This window comes from Vibrio sp. PSi01 (genome assembly GCF_054960695.1).
Genome location: NZ_JBHNYN010000001.1, coordinates 1 through 17,082, shown reverse-complemented (window position 1 = coordinate 17,082; position 17,082 = coordinate 1). Strand labels below are relative to the sequence as shown.

General features: G+C 45.0%; 14 protein-coding genes. 4 read left to right on the top strand and 10 right to left on the bottom strand.

The genetic code is table 11. The annotated features are described in order from the left end of the window. Window positions 1-6: 6 nt before the first annotated feature. The 6 genes from cyoD to ACFI6G_RS00045 form a co-directional block, all read right to left on the bottom strand. Window positions 7-318 carry a cytochrome o ubiquinol oxidase subunit IV gene (gene cyoD / locus ACFI6G_RS00070; RefSeq protein ID WP_016786088.1) on the bottom strand — a complete coding sequence of 104 codons (312 nt, stop codon included), beginning with the start codon at window positions 316-318 and terminating at the stop codon, window positions 7-9. Further along, window positions 318-953 carry a cytochrome o ubiquinol oxidase subunit III gene (gene cyoC / locus ACFI6G_RS00065; protein WP_076671315.1) on the bottom strand — a complete coding sequence of 212 codons (636 nt, stop codon included), beginning with the start codon at window positions 951-953 and terminating at the stop codon, window positions 318-320. Before cyoC ends, cyoD begins: the two co-directional genes overlap by 1 nt. Beyond that, window positions 925-3,000, bottom strand: a complete 2,076-nt coding sequence (gene cyoB, locus ACFI6G_RS00060; protein WP_050612784.1) for a cytochrome o ubiquinol oxidase subunit I — start codon at window positions 2,998-3,000, stop codon at window positions 925-927. The genes cyoC and cyoB overlap by 29 nt, the downstream gene beginning before the upstream one ends. Window positions 3,001-3,005: 5 nt before the next feature. After that, window positions 3,006-3,902: a ubiquinol oxidase subunit II gene (gene cyoA, locus ACFI6G_RS00055; protein WP_080968015.1), complete on the bottom strand. Its 897-nt coding sequence runs from the start codon at window positions 3,900-3,902 to the stop codon at window positions 3,006-3,008. A 742-nt stretch (window positions 3,903-4,644) separates the two neighbouring features. Next, window positions 4,645-7,743, bottom strand: coding sequence for an efflux RND transporter permease subunit (locus ACFI6G_RS00050; RefSeq protein ID WP_065100431.1), 3,099 nt, complete (start codon window positions 7,741-7,743; stop codon window positions 4,645-4,647). 8 nt (window positions 7,744-7,751) lie between these two features. Next, a complete protein-coding gene (locus tag ACFI6G_RS00045; RefSeq protein WP_010439780.1) occupies window positions 7,752-8,873 on the bottom strand; it encodes an efflux RND transporter periplasmic adaptor subunit in 1,122 nt (373 codons plus the stop codon). 204 nt (window positions 8,874-9,077) lie between these two features. Here ACFI6G_RS00045 and ACFI6G_RS00040 point away from each other — a divergent pair, with 204 nt between their 5' ends. After that, complete coding sequence (locus tag ACFI6G_RS00040) at window positions 9,078-9,692, top strand: TetR/AcrR family transcriptional regulator (protein ID WP_016784665.1); 615 nt, start codon at window positions 9,078-9,080, stop codon at window positions 9,690-9,692. A 218-nt stretch (window positions 9,693-9,910) separates the two neighbouring features. Here the strand turns inward: ACFI6G_RS00040 and ACFI6G_RS00035 are convergent, their stop codons facing one another. Both ACFI6G_RS00035 and ACFI6G_RS00030 read right to left on the bottom strand, forming a co-directional pair. Continuing rightward, on the bottom strand, window positions 9,911-10,429 hold the full coding sequence (locus tag ACFI6G_RS00035; RefSeq protein ID WP_010439773.1) for a lipocalin family protein: 519 nt from the start codon (window positions 10,427-10,429) through the stop codon (window positions 9,911-9,913). Between the two features lie 149 nt (window positions 10,430-10,578). Then, window positions 10,579-11,541, bottom strand: a complete 963-nt coding sequence (locus ACFI6G_RS00030; RefSeq protein WP_462710088.1) for a helix-turn-helix transcriptional regulator — start codon at window positions 11,539-11,541, stop codon at window positions 10,579-10,581. Window positions 11,542-11,593: 52 nt separating this feature from the next. Here ACFI6G_RS00030 and ACFI6G_RS00025 point away from each other — a divergent pair, with 52 nt between their 5' ends. Both ACFI6G_RS00025 and ACFI6G_RS00020 read left to right on the top strand, forming a co-directional pair. Beyond that, complete coding sequence (locus ACFI6G_RS00025) at window positions 11,594-11,770, top strand: hypothetical protein (RefSeq protein WP_016786079.1); 177 nt, start codon at window positions 11,594-11,596, stop codon at window positions 11,768-11,770. Window positions 11,771-11,895: 125 nt separating this feature from the next. Then, window positions 11,896-13,644, top strand: coding sequence for an amidohydrolase (locus ACFI6G_RS00020; protein WP_372014875.1), 1,749 nt, complete (start codon window positions 11,896-11,898; stop codon window positions 13,642-13,644). A gap of 99 nt (window positions 13,645-13,743) precedes the next feature. On the opposite strand, the gene ACFI6G_RS00015 is transcribed toward ACFI6G_RS00020, so the two are convergent. Then, window positions 13,744-14,232, bottom strand: coding sequence for a hypothetical protein (locus ACFI6G_RS00015; protein WP_010439759.1), 489 nt, complete (start codon window positions 14,230-14,232; stop codon window positions 13,744-13,746). A 191-nt stretch (window positions 14,233-14,423) separates the two neighbouring features. Continuing rightward, window positions 14,424-15,782, bottom strand: a complete 1,359-nt coding sequence (locus tag ACFI6G_RS00010; protein ID WP_010439756.1) for a CAP domain-containing protein — start codon at window positions 15,780-15,782, stop codon at window positions 14,424-14,426. Between the two features lie 431 nt (window positions 15,783-16,213). On the opposite strand from ACFI6G_RS00010, the gene ACFI6G_RS00005 reads away from it, so the two are divergent. Continuing rightward, entirely contained in the window at window positions 16,214-16,699 is a 486-nt protein-coding gene (locus ACFI6G_RS00005; protein ID WP_321162862.1) for a TetR/AcrR family transcriptional regulator, read from the top strand. Window positions 16,700-17,082 lie beyond the last annotated feature (383 nt).

Below are 17,082 nucleotides of genomic sequence, written 5' to 3'. Positions count from 1 at the left end.
CCTAGCCTACAACTTCATGTTGACGTTCATGTTGTAGATGATCCATACCGAGCCAGCGATAAGAATCAATACAACAATGGCGGTAAACATCAGTGACACCAAGTTCCAACGCCCATCGGAAGATTTCGCTTCCATATGCAAGAAGTACTTAAAGTGCACAAAGATTTGCACCAGCGCACAACCGAACAAGATCACGTAAGTTTCAGTGCTTGGCAACGCATGTGCCCACACAATGTAGAACGGAATAATGGTCAGAATTAGTGACGCAATAAAGCCTTTCACGTAATCCGTTGCACCGCTGTCTAGATGCTGTTCCATTACATCACCCCCATTAAGTACACGATGGTAAATACACAAATCCAAACAATATCAAGGAAGTGCCAGAACAAGCTCAAGCACTGGAAACGCATCGACATGTTGTCGTTCAAGCCTTTGGTTGAAAGCTGGTGATACGCCACCGCCATCCAGATAAGACCGAACGTTACGTGCAAACCGTGTGTACCAACCAAGGTAAAGAACGCAGAAAGGAACGCACTCTCTTGAGGGCCATAGCCTTCTGCAATCAAGTGATGGAACTCATACACTTCCATACAGATAAAGGCTAAACCCAGTACGAAAGTCACTTTTATCCATCGCTTCAGCCCGGTAACGTCTTTGCGCTTCATTGCAATCATGCCAAAACCGAAGGTGATACTACTGAACAGCAGCATCATGGTTTCGACAAACACGAACGGCAGTTCAAAGATGTCTTTGCCTGTCGGCCCTGCGATTGATCCACTCTCAAGCACGGCATAAGTCGCGAAAAGCGTGGCAAACAGGACACAGTCACTCATCAGGTAAACCCAGAAGCCAAACAACTTATTGCCCGCAGCTTCGTGGTGATGATCATGCGAGTGTGCAAGATCATAAGTGTGTGACGGAGTATTAGCTTGCATACGTCGTCTCCAAATCATCTTTATTGTCGTTGTTATCACTGTCAGCGCTGTTACCACGACCAGAGTTGTCGCCTTTCACTGACTGTTTCTTCGCTTCTTCAAGCTGTGCACGTCGAGCCGCCTCAATCGCTTTGATCTCTTCAACTTCCACGTAGTAATCCACATCGTCGTTGTAGCTGTGTTGAATACATGTCACCACGATGCCTACTAGGCTTGCAGCCGCTAGCCACCAGATGTACCAGATCATTGCGAAGCCAAATGCCAACGCCCATGCAGAAACATAAATACCTGTCGGGGTGTTCTTCGGCATGTGAATACGCTCGTATTCTTCTTCCTGAGTAGGGTCAAACTCACCACTTTGCTTTTGATACCAGAACGAATCGATCTCATCGCCCTTAGGCAGTTTTGCAAAGTTGTAGAACGGCGGTGGTGAAGACGTTGCCCATTCAAATGTGCGTCCGCCCCACGGGTCACCGGTTAGATCTCGGTTTTGGTCGCGGTCACGAACACTCACATAGATCTGCACGAACTGACAAACAACACCCATCGCAATCACGCCCGTACCTGCAGCCGCAACCGCCAGTAAAGGGAAGAACTCAGGGTTGATGTCTTGGCTCAAACGACGCGTCATGCCCATAAAGCCCAGAGCGTAAAGCGGCAAGAACGCCATCAAGAAACCGATGATCCAGCAGTAGAATGCGCGTTTGCCCCAAAGCTCGTTCAGAGTGAAACCAGTCGCTTTCGGGAACCAGTAACCAATCGCAGCAAAACAACCGAAGACAACGCCACCGATGATTACGTTGTGGAAGTGCGCAATCAGGAATACCGAGTTATGCAGAATGAAATCTGCGCCCGGTACCGCCATCAACACGCCCGTCATACCACCAACGGTAAAGGTGATTAGGAAGCCCACCGTCCACATCATTGGTGTGGTAAAGCGGATACGACCTTTGTACATGGTGAATAGCCAGTTGAAGATCTTAACCCCAGTTGGGATAGAGATAATCATGGTCGCGATGCCGAAGAAGGCATTCACATTGGCGCCAGAACCCATGGTGAAGAAGTGATGCAGCCAAACCACAAACGCTAAAATAGTGATAGCCACTGTCGCCCATACCAACGAGGTATAACCAAACAGTTTTTTGCGTGAGAAGGTTGCAGTCACTTCAGAGAACACACCGAAGATAGGCAAAATTAGGATGTACACCTCAGGGTGTCCCCATGCCCAAATCAAGTTCACATACATCATCACGTTGCCACCAAGGTCATTGGTGAAGAAGTGCGTGCCGATGTATCTATCCAAAGTCAGTAACGCGATGGTTACCGTAAGGATTGGGAAAGAGATGATGATCAGGATGTTGGCACACAAAGACGCCCACGTGAATACTGGCATCTTCATCATTGGCATAGACGGAGTACGCATGCGCAAAATAGTCGCGAAGAAGTTCACACCCGTTAACGTGGTACCCACACCGGATATTTGCAACGCCCATATCCAATAATCGACCCCGACTCCCGGACTTGCCTCAATGCCAGACAACGGCGGATACGCCAACCAACCCGTACGGCCAAATTCACCTAAGCCCAGTGACATGTTGGTTAGGATGATACCTACTACAAACAGCCAGAAGCTCAGGTTATTGAGGTAAGGGAACGCAACATCACGAGCACCAATTTGCAGTGGCACAATGATGTTCATCAAACCGATAACCAAAGGCATCGCGACGAAGAAAATCATGATCACGCCGTGAGCCGTGAAGATCTGGTCATAGTGATGTGGCGGTAAATAGCCTGTCTCACCCGCTGCGGATAGCAATTGCTGACTACGCATCATGACGGCATCGGCAAAGCCACGGACTAACATCACCATCGCGACCGCAATGTACATGAAGCCCAATTTTTTGTGGTCTACAGAAGTAAACCATTCATTCCAAAGGTATTGCCACTTACCGGCTTTTGTTACCGCATACACCACTAAACCACCCACTAAAGCGATCATGGTTAACGTGAACAAAATAATGGGTTCGTGGTAGGGAATTGAGTCTAGAGTTAATCTTCCAAACATGACGATTATCCTTGGGTTTCCGGCAAACAGTTCATTGAACCAGGGTGCTGGGTCACAACATCAGTGAATAAAAATGGTGGGATACTGGAGAACAGAGTCACAGGTTCAGCCACACTCGGCGCAGCCAAAGAACGGAATTGCTCCCAGTCTTCAATACGGTCCGGGCTTGCTTTCACTTTTTCCACCCAGTTTAGAAACGCCACTTGATCAGGCATGGCTGATGCGGTGAATTTCATTTGAGAGAACCCTTTACCACTGTAGTTCGATGCAAAACCTTTGAAGTCACCTTCGTGGTTCGCGATCAAATTCAGCTTGGTCACCATTCCCGGCATCGCGTAGATCTGCGAACCAAGACGCGGGATAAAGAACGCGTTCATGATGTTGTCTGAAGTTAGCTTAAACGTCACCGGTACATCTTTCGGGAACGCAACATAGTTAACCGTCGCAATATTTTGCTCCGGATAGATGAACAGCCACTTCCAGTCCAGAGACACCACTTCGATCACCATTGGTTGCACATCACTTTCCAGAGGCTTAGAGGGCTCTAGTTCGTGTGTTGTTCGCCAAGTGATGGTGGCCAGAATCGCGATGATGATTATTGGAATCGTCCATACCACCACTTCGATCTTGGTTGAGTGCGCCCAGTCAGGTGCATACTCTTCTGTGGTATTACTTTCGCGGTATCTATAGGCAAAGTAGATGGTCATCAGAATCACGGGGATGACGACAATCAGCATCAGTAACAGAGCCGTAATAATCAGCTCCTTTTCCTGAACGCCAACGCTACCTTTTGGGTCGAGCAATGCGGAGTTACATCCTTCGAGCATCAGGACGGTTCCCACCAAACCAATCCTCGACAGATTTGCTCTCGATAAAATGCGTTTATATCTTGAAGCTTCCATTAACTTTCTCGATGGTTATCCAGCCTCAGAACGAACGCCCGAGTACTGGTTGTCATGGTCATTAGAATATTTATGTGTTGAGCATGTGAAACGACGCATCTCAAAGCGAAACGGAATTAGCCACGATTTTGAACAGTTGATAGTTGAACCGTTGAACTGACAAGTTAAAACGACAGTGCTGCGCAGCCGAAACATTGCCGCACGGTTAAAACCACACAAAAAATATGACTTAATTGTTACACTTTGAAATACATTGTTACATTTGGCGCATTATGAGGAGTTGAAATTGAAAGCTCACCAAACAAACTTGGAAACTAACCTTCCAGTTATGAAAGTGAGATATGGGAAATTGATGCAATTCAGACGCACGATATAGGCGTGCCACACGAGTCGAGCCATGTGCGGAAAAGGATTAAGGCGAAACGGAAGAGAGAAAAGTAAACACGCAGTAAAAACAATAATGATTGATTACATTAGAAAGAGCGAATTAAGCAAAGTGTGATGATCGTCAAATTTATGAATTCACATACGATTTCAAAGGTATTTACAAAAGATATCACTCTAGACAACGACCCATCAGCCACTCGAATGACACGTTGATTATTATGATAATCATGTCAATTATACGCAGTAGAAAACGGGCAAAGATGAAGATAAAAAGCCGATTTTTGGGTATTAAGAGATGTTTCAAGCGGGTATTACTCCCCTCAAGGGAGGGGAGTAATCGTCTTTAAGAGAGAGATTATGCTGTTGGTTCGATGACGGTTTTGCGCTGATTTTTAGTCATCAAATGATAAACCACAGGCACAAAGTAGAACGAGATAAGAGTAGTTAATACTGTACCGCCGACAATCGCGACTGCAAATGGAGGCCAGAAACCGCCACCAGCAATAATCAACGGCATAAAGCCACCAACGGTTGTAATCGTGGTCGAGCTGATATGACGAGTACACGACATCACAGCTTCTACCACCGCATCCACATTGCCTGATGAGGCTTGCTTATCGAGTTTCAATTCGGTCAAAATCACGATGGCGGCGTTAATCGCTAAGCCCGCAATCCCGAGCATGGCGATGATCACCGTGAAGCCGAACGGATAACCGAAGATCCATACCGACAACAGCCCTAGCCCACCAGCCAATCCTGCTACCATGAAGATGATACTACTCATTCGGAACGAGTTGAACGACATCACCACCACCAAAACCATCAATACCACCACAACGGCGACATTCGAGATCAGGCTATTGACTGAATTGTCTCGCTCCGCTGATTCGCCACCAAAACCAATGGTGTAACCCGATGGCATCTCGTAGCCTGCTAAGCGTTTTTGGAATTCATTAAGTACGGTTTGAGGTAAGACACCCGCTTCAATATAACCCTCGATGGTATTCACACGTTGCCCATTTCTACGGGTAATCGCACCACGACTGGTCGTCAGTTCAAGCTCAGCCAGAGTCGACACATTGATACCGGTTGAGTAGACATCTGAACTGATCGGCAAACGAATATTACTCAGGTGCGAAAGATCCTCACGCGCGTCATCCGCGACACGAACACGAATCGGCACCGATTCACTGCCCTCAATCACAGAGCCACTTTCACGACCTGTAAGCGTCGTTTGAAGCATGCCAGCAAACTGATTGAGTGAAATACCGTTAAGTTTTGCGGTATCTTCATCGACCTTCAACCACACCTTAGGCGTACCCGGCTGCAATGTTTCCCTTGTGTGAGTCACATGAGGAACACCTGCCAGAATCAAGCGCACATCCTCACCAATCGCTTTCAACGTATCAAGGTTTTCACCATACACACGCAGTTCAACGGGCGCGGTAAATGGAGGCCCTTGGTTGAGCTTTCTCACCAAGATCTGCGCCTGTGGTACTTCTTTATCTAGCACCTTTTGAAGTTCTGGAATTAACGTATTTGCTTGTTCAAAGTTCTCTGTTTTCACCATTGCTTGCGAGAAGTACGGCGCATTATTTTGCCTTGCTTGCAGGTTGTAATAGAAAGATGGGAAGTTAGCGCCCACTAGCCAATCAATGCGCTCCACTTCTGGATAGCGATGAATGATATCGTCGATTTTTTCAGAAGTATTTTTAGTGGCATAAATGCTCGCTTGAGGTGGCATATAAACCTGAATCTCAAACATGTCTCGGTCTGATGGCGGGAAGAATTGCTCAGTCAGCTGAGACATACTCCAGTAACCAGTAAACGGAACCAACAACACCAAAGCAATCGTGATAATTGGATGCGTGACACCAAAACGGACAGAAGACGAGAACCAGCGCGTCAAAGCAGGAATTCTCAAACCCGTCATGTACCAATGGTGCTGCCCTTTCTTGTCGACATCACTGAGTTGTTTCGGCAGTAGCTTAGTCGCTAAGCCCGCAATCAAGGTGTGCGAAATGATGTAAGAACCGATCAACGAGAAAGAAACGGTAATCGCAATTCCTCCCACAAACTCACCCGATGCGCCCGGCATCAGAATGATCGGGGCAAACGCCAATACCGTGGTTAATGTTGACCCCAGTAGCGGCACCCATAAATGTTTCAACGCATTCATGGTTGCTTCAGCGCGCTGTTGCCCTTTCAGGCGGTAAGCTTGAATGGTGTCGACCATCACCACCGCGTTATCTACCATGATTCCGAGCGCCACAATTAGGCCCGTCACCGACATTTGGTTAATCGGAACACCGGTCATTTTCATGATCGACAGGGTCAATAATGAGGTTAACGGCAGAGAAATTGCCACTAAGATGGCGGCGCGAACGCCCAAGGTGACGAACAGTACAATTAAGATCAAGCCGAAACCGATCATCAAGCTTTTGCCTAAATCGTCTAAGCGAGTTTCGGTATAACCTTGCTGATTAAAGAGCACCGTCACCTTAACGTTACTTGGTAATTCTTGCTCAAATTTACCAATCAGAGCATTAGCTCGCGACGTCCAATTATCAACTCGCAGATCCGGATGCATTCTTGCCGCGACAATCACACCCGGCTCACCATCAATAATAGCAATCTGGTCTTGTGGGGTTTTCTCACCACGTTTCACAGAAGCAATGTCTTCCATACGGATGATGTGACCATTGCTATCAGTGGCTATTGGCACTTGCTTAATGCGTTCAATAGAATCGAGTTCAGATTTAATTTCTAAGCCAAAGCGAGAATAATCACTCACTAACTCACCGGCGGAGTTCTTGGCGTCTGCCCCTTCTAGCGACTCAGCAATATTAGCACTCGAACGCCCAAGCGCTGCGGCATCAGCAGTTCTTAGACTTATCTGGATTTCTTCTTGTGGCATTCCGTATTCATCTACGAATTCAGTACCCGACAAAGTTCGTAATCGCTTAGCGAGTTCTTTGGCATAGCGCCCGAGGGTTAATCGGTCAGGCTCACCGGCACCCGACCAAGTCAGAGAAGCAATGGTTGTAAATGCGTAGGTATGGTCGCTGTCGAGATCGGGAGAATGCGCACCCGCAGGTAAAATGGATTCGATGTCAGACAGCTTGTCACGAGCCTGAGACCAAACCGGCTCTGGCTCGGTGATGGTGTCATTCAATTCTAGCGTGACAATAGACACGCCCGGCCTTGAGGTTGAGCTCACCAGTTTAACTTCACTCAGCTCACGCAGCTTATTCTCGATCACCTCAGTAACTAAGGTTTCAACACGTTCGGCACTGGCACCGGGAAAACTGGTGGTAATGTTGGCGTAACGGTTGATGATGACTGGATCTTCTGCGCGAGGCAGCGTCATGAACGCAGAAATACCACTCACCATCAGCAGTGCCGTCATTAAGATAAGCAGTCGAGTATTGGAAATAATCTCTATGATTTTCATGCTATTTCCTATTCAGCAGTAACGCTGGCTGGCTTCACGGTTTGTCCGGGAACCAAGCGGTGCAACCCACTGGCGATCACTTGCTCGCCTTCGGTAATGGCACCGCTGACATAGGCTTGTTGGTTATTAGCAAACAGAACCTGAACACTTCTACGTTCAACCTTGTTGTCTTCACCAATCACAAAGATGTTCCACACCCCGCGTAATCCATCAATCAAACCAGTTATTGGCACCCAGTAGCCTTGGTCATCAATCTGTTCATCAAATTTAAGGTAGGCAAGTTGCCCTTCTAATACCGACGATTGTTCAGGAAAAAGATAACGTAAGCCGACACTTCGAGAGCGAGTGTCGACCATCGCACCAGGGTTCAGCAGAGTCACAGAGAAATCATCTCGCCCGACACGAATACTTGGTGCGGAAAGTGAAGTAACCTTTTTCATTTGATGGGCAGGAATACCGATGAAGGCTTCTTTCCCTTCAGAGGCAAGCAAAGTCAGAGTTGGATTACCCACATTCACTACATCTCCCAAAGAGACAAAACGCGTTGAAATAGTGCCCGAATAAGGCGCAAGAATTGTCGATTTCACTAGCTTCAATTGATTGCCTTTTACTGAGGCATCAATACGCAGCAAGTTAGCCTGCAATACGCGTTGCTCACTAGTCAGCGAGTCAATTTCCGCCTCTGCACTGAAGCCTTTAGCTTTCAATGAACGCTGACGTTTAAGGTTCGCAGCCACCAAACTCAACTGAGCTTTGACTTCTTCAGCTTGAGCTTTCAACTGGCTAGATTCAGTTTCCAAAAGTTGGGTATCCAATCGAATCAACGGCTGACCCATTGTGACTGTGTCACCGACATCAACCAGAATCTCGTTTACTTTGCCCGCCAGTTCGAAACCTAAATTAGCTTGTTGACCCGCCTTAACCACACCGACATATTCGCGCTGTACTGCATAAGAGGAAGATAGCGCCAAAGCGATCGTTTCTACAGTTAAAATGGTTTGGACGCTCGAAGCCGTTTCAGTGGTTGAATCAACCGACTCTTCGGCTTGTTCCTTTTCGCCACATCCAACAAGAAAAGTCGACAACGCCACTGCCAATGCCAATGCGCTTCCCTTCATCAATTTATACATACGTACTGTTCCTATGCGGTACTCAATTATGTTCTTTTTTTAGACTAACCAAATCAAACTAGACTGTCTAGTTTGATTGTGTTAAAAATAAGTTTCATCGTTAATGATTGATAAAACCATCACAAAAAGCATAATGCTTAGCGCAGAATGAAATGCATTGAACTGAGTAACGTCAAGTACCAAGCAAGCAACGAGAAACAGCACGTGACTAAAATCATCAAGAGTGAACAGAAGAGATCGCAGATCTTAACCGCAGCCAGCCAACTTTTCTCTGAACATGGCTTTAAGATCAATATGGATCAGATAGCCAAAGCAGCGAACGTTTCCAAGCAAACGGTCTACTCTCACTTTAAAAACAAAGACGAACTTTTCGAAACCTGCATGCAAACCAAGTGTGCGGAGCGAGAACTCAGTCCTTCTGCCTTTGATATGGATGCAGAGGTGGGTGATGAGTTGGTGAAATTTGGTGTGAAATTTCAGGATTTGTTACTTGATGAGCAATCTAGACAAACCTTCCAAAATGCCATTAGCCAAGCGAATACGCATCCAGAGATCGCCTCAATCTATTTAGAAACTGGGCCTCAGAAAACCACAAAATTACTCGCCGATTACCTACAGTCGAAAATAGAATCTGGTGATCTCACACTGTCGACATCAAGCTCGCCAGTCATTGCTGCACGCCAACTGTTGCTGATGTTTCACGGCAAATCGGCGTATTGGGGATTCTTCGGACACGATAGCGGTGAGTCACAAGATGAAAGACTTCACTACACGCGTGAATGTGTCGCACTATTCTTAAACGGCAACCAACCTCGCTAGTTTAAGTATCGCAAACAAAAAGCACTCGGTATATGCCGGTAAACCAATGAAAAATAACAGCTTGTTTTGACAATGACTTGTTCATAATGACCACTCTATGTCTCTGACCTAAGTGTTATTTAGACTCATTATCATTATCATTATCATTATCATTATCATTATATTTAACATGGTCTTTACGTGAGATAACGTAAAGACCAATAAACCGCTATGTACCGTTATTTGGAATGCTCCACATAAATCAATTCATCGGTATTGAAGCCTCGCTCTTTAGACATCCTTGTGAATTTCTCCATGACCTCAGATGAGACTTCTGGGGTTCGAGAAAGTAACCATAAGTAATCGGTGTCTGGGCCAGAGACAAACGCGTATTGGTAGTTCTCTTTGTCCAATTCAAACACCACATAAGCGCCATAGAATGGGCCAAAGAATGATACCTTCAAATAGCCCTGATCACTGCCTTCGACAAAATAGGCTTTACCTTCCGCTTCGTTCCATTCGCCATCTTCATCTGAATAGCCGCGGTTAATCACCTTCACACCACCATCATCACGCAGGCTATATTCGGCACTGATGCTATTGAGGCCTCGCTCAAACGAGTGGTCCAAACGAGCAACTTCGTACCATTTACCCAAGTATCTATCCAATTCAAACTGTTGAACGGGCTTTACTGTTTCAGGCATACCGACACACCCACCCAATAAGATGACACTTAGCAGCAATAATATTTTCTTCATCCTAACCTCGACTTGTTTTAATAGTAATTCGAGTAAGTCATGTGAGAGCCTTAACTTACATCCTTGGTAATACGTTAAATCCGTTTAATTGGTTCATATAACAGTAAATTATTCAGAAGCTTATGTGAATCGTTTTGTCAGTGAATGAATCAGTGATGCTTCATTGCTGACCGGTACTGAGTCGGTGTTACTTGCTTATACGATTTAAACTGACGATTGAAGTTGGCTTGGTTGTCGTATCCCACTTTCTCCAAAATCAAATTCACTGGCAATGAGGTGTTAATCAATAAATCACACACCACATTGAGCCTAATTTTCTTCAATCGCTGACTAAAACTCTCGTTGTAGTGTTTTTGAAATAGGCGCCTAACGCTACTCTCACTAATGTAGAGATGCTTGGCTAAGTCATTAACCGAGATGTCGTGATTAAAATTGTTCACCAAGAAAGCTTCAACCTTGCCGAGCTTATCACTGGCCTCATCTTCATCATCCGAGCTGAAGAGTGGGTTAATCAACTGCACGATCTCTAGATCATCAAGCAACAACGAAAACAGAGAGAATAGCGTAATCAATTGTTGATGTGGTGGCTGGTTCATCACCTTGTTCAACAATTCCGTCGCTTTCTCTGCAGTAGCGGGTGAAAACTGGAGCCCTTTCTTTGATTCTTCTAGCAATACACGTATCGGTTCGAGCTCTCGACAGCACGCGATTAGTTGCTCTATCCAATCTTTACGAAACCAAACCACGTGCGTTTCACATATTCGCGAGTCGTCTGCGCTCTCTTCTGAATAAATAGCATGAGGCAAATCTGGCCCCACCAAAATCATGTGATTGTGAAACACATCGCTTTGATGGTGCCCAATAAAACTATGACCAGCAAAGTGACGATGAATCGCGATCTCGTACTCTTCATGTCTATGCCAACCATAGCTTTTGCTGTTCTCGACAATTTTCTTATAGCGCCATGACGTGCCAATTCGTTGTGGCACTTTTTCCAAGTAACCTTTCATTGCGATGCTCAGTGACTTTTTAATATTGAAAGTATACGCATCAAACCATTCAAATGAGTACATTGACTGAAAAGTATTGAACATTGCGCTAACGATACTCATCCGGTTATCACCGCTAAATATACTGCAAGTGAACTTAACCAGGAGAGCAACTATGGACACTTTATTATTAAAAATCCGCGATATGATTCTTGCCACTCGTCAACAGTGGATAGGCGAGATCACCTACAACCACAACATTAAAGGTGAGAACACTTGGAAACTTTATGGCTATAACTCTCATGAAGAATACAAAAAAGATCTACGTAACAGCCTAAGAGAAGAGTCGTAACTAGAAGCTCATTCAAACGACAGCTTGTTGATTAATCGCAGTTTTTATTTGTCATTCATGTAGAGTTTCACACTGGCCACTCGCTTTCTATACTTATTAAACAGTGGAACATGGGAAATATAAGAATGAACAACAAGCTCACTTTGCCGCGCACTGCATGGATTGCATTACTCGCTAGCTTAGGCACTATTTCGCCGGTACTTGGACAAGACAGCACAGCTGCTCAAAGCCAACCGACTATTCAAAATCAAGTAGAGACGAATAGCCAAACCGCAGACCAGATCTTCACCAATGCCGACATCTACGGGCATCGCGAATCGGACTCGATCATTACCCATAAAGGCAAGATCATTTTCATTGGCGACCACTCACAAGCGAAAGCTTTTCAAGGGCATAGTACCGATGTCATCGACTTAGAGAATGCCTTTGTTCTGCCGGGGTTCATTGATAACCATAACCATGTTTTTGAAGCCGCCTCAGAGTTGGGTGGTAATTGCGAACTGGATTCTGAAGCCACACTCGAAGAACAAATCCCTTACTTAGAAGCCTGTAAAATCAATGCCGAAACCGATGGTCGAGGCTGGTTAATGGGTTATGGTTTTTCTCTGGAGTCGACACTCGACAGCGACTCTGAATACACACCACTTGAGATCATCGATAGTATTTTTCCAGACCGCCCCGTGGTGATTATGGAGCAAACTTCACACTCAATGTGGGTCAACTCAAAGGCACTGAAAATCGCCCGAATCAGCCAGCAATCGCCAGATCCACAAGGTGGCGCTTATTTAAAAGACCAAGACAGCGGCAAGCTTAACGGCATCTTACTAGACAACGCTGGCGACCAAATTATGGAGATGGCGTGGAACAGCCAAAGCAAGCTCTTTGAGCAAAGTTACCAAGGCTTAATGTTCGGGCTTGAAGAAGCCGCTGCGCACGGCATTACCACCATTGGTGACGGCCGGATGTATTGGAAACGAGGTTGGTACGACGTTTGGCTAGAAGCGGAGCAAAACCAAGATTTGACTGCTCGCGTGTCATTGCGCCCTTGGGTTTACCCATCAATGGCGATTCCCTCTCAATTAGAAGTCTTTGAGAAGATGTACTCCGATGACAAAAACCGCTTGCTGCTTGTCGATCAGGTAAAAATGTACAGCGATGGCATCTTCATTAACGGTACAGCAAAAACACTCGCGCCCTATTTAGATACCTATCTGCCACAATCTCCCAATGGCCTAAACTATATTCCACCAGCACAGATGACAGAGTGGCTAACCGCGCTCGATAAAATTGGTTTTAGTGCGCACATTCATGCGATTGGTGATGGCGCCGTTCGTGAATCACTTGATGCGATAGAAAGCATTCGCAAACAAGGTTCAACCAAACCCTACACCCTAACCCATGTCGAATTAATCAATGATGAAGATGTGCCACGCTTTCGCCAATTAGACGTAACCGCAGATTTCCAAGTCGGCTCTGATTACGTTGCAAGGCATCAACACCAATGGGCCGAAGCCTTCCTTGGTGCTCGCCGTGCCAAAGCCATGATGAACCTAAACGCGATACTTAAGACTGATGCCAATATCACCTTGAGCAGTGACTGGAACGTACACGACATCAACCCTCTAGTTGGAATCGCAAATAGCTTAATCATGGGCAAAACCGGCCTAACCGATATCTACACCGCTATCGACGCTTACACGCTCAATGCAGCCAAAAGTCTTGGAATTGAAGATATAACCGGTTCAATTGAGGTGGGAAAATCGGCTGACTTTGCCATTCTCGACCGAGACATCACCACAGTATCGGCAAGACAAATAGCCAAAACTCAGGTGTTGATGACAGTATTACGAGGAGATGTGGTTTACGAAAAATAGAACCAACAAACACGTCGAATTGGTTATCACCACACAAACGAAAACGAGCCAGCTTATTCAGCTGGCTCGTCTGTTATTCACATATGTATTTTAGTTCTGTTACGCGTTGGGCTCTTTTAGTGCTTTCTCATTTGATTCTTGCTTTTCATCCAGAGCAAAGTAGATTTTTGATACAATCACTTCAGCAACCAGAATCGTAAATACCACAGCGAAGAACGCTACCACACCGCCCCAAGGGCCTGTGAAGCTCACCTTGTCACCGAACATAAGGTTTATCGCTTCTAGCATGACGAATTTTGAGCCAACAAGAATAATGTATGTCGACAGCGCTCGATACACCTTAGGTGCCGTTCCAGATTTCTGTTTGAAGTAATCCGCTACCTTGTGTTCTAAGCCAATAGAGAGCTTCAACAATAACTGCAGTAACAACGCCGCTATCAAAGAAATAGTGAAAGATTCAATGTTGACGAAGTCCCAGTACTCATCGAAAAAGTTAAGCACTACTAAGTCCACCAGCACGGCTAACGTGTAACCTACAAATAGACGTTGTGGTGTGTTGAACCCGTAAACTTTATCTGATTTAGTCATTCTGTCTCTCTAATTTGTTAAGTAGCCTTGATTTGAAATACATCTTAGCGTTCGAATCGAAGCAAAACTTACCATTTCATGACACTACTCAAAATCATTCACAACATAAATGAATCTCTTTATGGTATCACTGTTGTATAAACGACAATGACACCTCGATGGAGTTTAAGCGTACTTAAGCAGTGATCGACTTAATTGAAATCTTGCGTCCAATAAGACACCTTCGACGAGTCAGACTTACTGGTTTTAGAGCCGATCCCCATCTTTGTGTGCGCGCTGTTCATAATATTTTGACAGTGCCCTTGATGACCTGCCCAACTATTAAGACCTGCATTGTTAACTTTGCCATCCGTGCGTGGGCTTGTATAACCAAAAATAGGGATGACCACCGAGTTCGATGAAAGGACAAACGCATTCTGACCTGAACTGTTCACAACAAAGTGACCTTGAGCGTCTCTTTGATACTGCTCGTCTGAATTTAGCTGGGCATTACTGGCGGTGTTGTTGTCCCAAGCGACAGGGGCTACTGGAGGGTAATCTCCACTCGCGAATGATGAACCAAATGCATCACAATAGCGCTGTGTCGATCTTGCACAGTTTGTCGAAATAACCGATTGATACTTAATGCTGTCTTGGTTTAGATCATCTGGAATATTCACAATTCGGCACCATCTTTCATCGGCAACACCTTGGCCAGGCATGCCCCACACTGAGCCATTCAATATTTGATTTTTATCGAGCAATGCGAAATCTATCAGAGTATCGCTAGTAAGCTGACCTAAATCCAAATTGATATTTCCTGATGAAGCATCTAACTCAAAGATTGATGCCCCGGCTTCCTTGGCTGCTGCATTAATTTTGTCACGTTGTAATAACGCCCAAGAATCACCAAGCCGATCTTCGGACTGCTGTTCATATGCCTTAGCGATAAATTCGTAAGTCGGTAATTCGGCTTCAACACCACTCTCGTCTTTACTCACGACGCTACCAACAGTTTCAAATTCCAAAGAACTGTCGATGACAGCATTGTTAAATACATACGTTCCAAGGTGCTCACTAGAACAAGAGTTGCTATTCATATCGTATCGGTATTCTGTAAGCGTTCCATCCACAAGCAATTTATTACTTTGTCTTTGTGCGCTTAACCCAACCGCTTCATAACAATGCCAGTCGTCAACAAAACTGCTTCCATTATCGATAATGATAGTGGGTGCAGAGATAACCACATCCACCTTTTGGGTATCTGAACCTTTAAACGCGGGAAGTTCGTTTTTAACGGTAATAGATGAGTAGTTTCTGATGGGATCCGAGCTATCGACAAAGCCTTCAATTGCAAAGAGCATATTGCTACCGAGCGCTTTAATGTTGGGCTGCTGCGAGGTAGTGTTTGATGAATTATCGGAGTTCCCAAGGCTGCCTGGCGTATTAGAGTTACTAGGGTTATTAGCGCTATCAGAAGTTGTGCTGTCACCTCCAGATGAACTTTCTCCTCCGCACCCAGACATAGTAATTGCAATAAGTACTGCTGCTGACACATGTTGCTTTCTCATAAGTTATTCCTTAACCATACATGAATCTTTGGAATTAGAATGTTGCCTTATGAATCTGGCTTAAACTTCAGGTCAATGTCAGAGCCCAAAAATATTAACATCGAGTTTACAGTTTGGTAGGTATTGTCAAGTAGAGGTTTGGCTAAACGCTTTGTGTATAATTCATGTAATTTAATGATTAGCGTGACGACCAACAAGCAACGCTAGTGCACCTCTTCTCATTAAAATCAGATTCATCTCGCTCCAATTCAACGACCTTTAAAGATCTTGCGATCCTCATTGTTGTATATTATCCGCACTATAAAATTACAGACTGGATAGTCGCTCTGTAAAATAATTGAGTGATATCCATGGACAAGAAGCAACAAGCAATCCAAGCCGCGATTGAATTATTCGCGACACAAGGCTTTGAAAAAACGTCTATCGCACAGGTGTGTGAAACGGCGAAAGTATCGAAAGGTTTAGTTTTTCATCATTTCAAAAACAAAGATGACCTACTAAGAAAAGTGTTTGTTCGCATGGCAGAGATTATTAGCGAAGTCGGCGAAAACTCCGATTTATCGAGTGAAGGAATATCAGCAAAAGAGAGGTTAATTAACCTTATCGAGCACATCTTTTTGTCTATTGCGGATCCGCAACAAAAGCTGTTTTATCAACTTGACTACCAAGTGAAGTGTCAACTGTCGTTAAGACTGATATTAAAAGACCTGTTGGACGAACGCTACCAACTGATGATGGATTCTTTTGAAGTTCTTCTATGTGACATTCCAAATGCCAACAGTATTGTCGATAGCCACATGTTGATCGCCGATATCGATGGTATCACACTCAGTTACTTGTTCTCGGATTGTGATTACCCGTTAGAACAAATTAAAGAAGGCTTCATAGCTAAGTACTTACTGTTGCTGAATTTATAAGTACCTCGCTTAAAGCTCAATAGAACGTTGTTGGCTATCTAAAGTAACTCTCTATCTAAAGGTATCTATCAGGCACGTTCAGGCTGATCTGGTAACCCTTTCCCCTCTAGCTCCTCTCTCAAGTTAAGTTCATCACCCCCTTTAGATTGACGACCGAGGGGAAGAACCTTCTTTGGCGCTGAAGATATAATTGCGCACGAAACGACCGGCATTCTATTCCTCCCCTTTCCACGATCCACAATGAACCGAAGATGCTAATTAAGAGGAGACTCGGAAAGGATTTTTGGGGTAAGGCTAACTCAGAATTGCCCCTTTCCGAGTTGCTCGATCAAATTTAGTAAATCGAACTATGTGTTTTTTCCATAGATAATCTACCGCAAAAA

Excerpts from the sequence above, each read along its gene's own strand:
- ACFI6G_RS00010 (WP_010439756.1), bottom strand. The coding sequence starts at position 15,782 with ATGAGAAAGCAACATGTGTCAGCAGCAGTACTTATTGCAATTACTATG.
- ACFI6G_RS00050 (WP_065100431.1), bottom strand. The coding sequence starts at position 7,743 with ATGAAAATCATAGAGATTATTTCCAATACTCGACTGCTTATCTTAATG.
- ACFI6G_RS00030 (WP_462710088.1), bottom strand. The coding sequence starts at position 11,541 with ATGAGTATCGTTAGCGCAATGTTCAATACTTTTCAGTCAATGTACTCA.
- ACFI6G_RS00025 (WP_016786079.1), top strand. The coding sequence starts at position 11,594 with ATGGACACTTTATTATTAAAAATCCGCGATATGATTCTTGCCACTCGT.
- ACFI6G_RS00015 (WP_010439759.1), bottom strand. The coding sequence starts at position 14,232 with ATGACTAAATCAGATAAAGTTTACGGGTTCAACACACCACAACGTCTA.
- ACFI6G_RS00045 (WP_010439780.1), bottom strand. The coding sequence starts at position 8,873 with ATGTATAAATTGATGAAGGGAAGCGCATTGGCATTGGCAGTGGCGTTG.
- ACFI6G_RS00035 (WP_010439773.1), bottom strand. The coding sequence starts at position 10,429 with ATGAAGAAAATATTATTGCTGCTAAGTGTCATCTTATTGGGTGGGTGT.
- cyoD (WP_016786088.1), bottom strand. The coding sequence starts at position 318 with ATGGAACAGCATCTAGACAGCGGTGCAACGGATTACGTGAAAGGCTTT.
- ACFI6G_RS00020 (WP_372014875.1), top strand. The coding sequence starts at position 11,896 with ATGAACAACAAGCTCACTTTGCCGCGCACTGCATGGATTGCATTACTC.
- cyoC (WP_076671315.1), bottom strand. The coding sequence starts at position 953 with ATGATTTGGAGACGACGTATGCAAGCTAATACTCCGTCACACACTTAT.
- cyoB (WP_050612784.1), bottom strand. The coding sequence starts at position 3,000 with ATGTTTGGAAGATTAACTCTAGACTCAATTCCCTACCACGAACCCATT.
- cyoA (WP_080968015.1), bottom strand. The coding sequence starts at position 3,902 with ATGGAAGCTTCAAGATATAAACGCATTTTATCGAGAGCAAATCTGTCG.